This is a genomic window from Bradyrhizobium sp. Kon69, assembly GCF_055807515.1.
The window spans coordinates 1-272 of sequence record NZ_JBVVOS010000349.1; the positions used below are offsets into that span (position 1 = coordinate 1).

Below are 272 nucleotides of genomic sequence, written 5' to 3' on the forward strand. Positions count from 1 at the left end.
GGGGAATTGGCGCAGCGTGCTGGCCAGGCTATTGCCGGCGGCGACCCGTTGTTTCAAACCCTTGATCAGTTCACGCAGTTGCCGGTTTTCGGCACCTTCACCGATGATATCGAAGGCTTGCAACAGCGGGATGCCCGCTTTCAACAGCGTCGCCAACTGGCGGGTGAAAAGGGCGATGTCAGCGTCCAGTATCGGCGGAACCAGGCTTGGCAGGCCTGACGATTTCTTGCGCACCCGCTCGGGGCAGATCCCTTGCTGGCGCAGTTGTGCCT

Annotated in this window: 1 protein-coding gene; it reads right to left on the minus strand. The window is 61.0% G+C overall.

Going from position 1 to position 272, the window contains the following annotated elements; all coding sequences use genetic code 11:
* The coding region (locus AC0L3U_RS39415; RefSeq protein WP_473365124.1) for a type II secretion system F family protein at positions 1 to 272 on the minus strand (272 nt) is incomplete at both ends.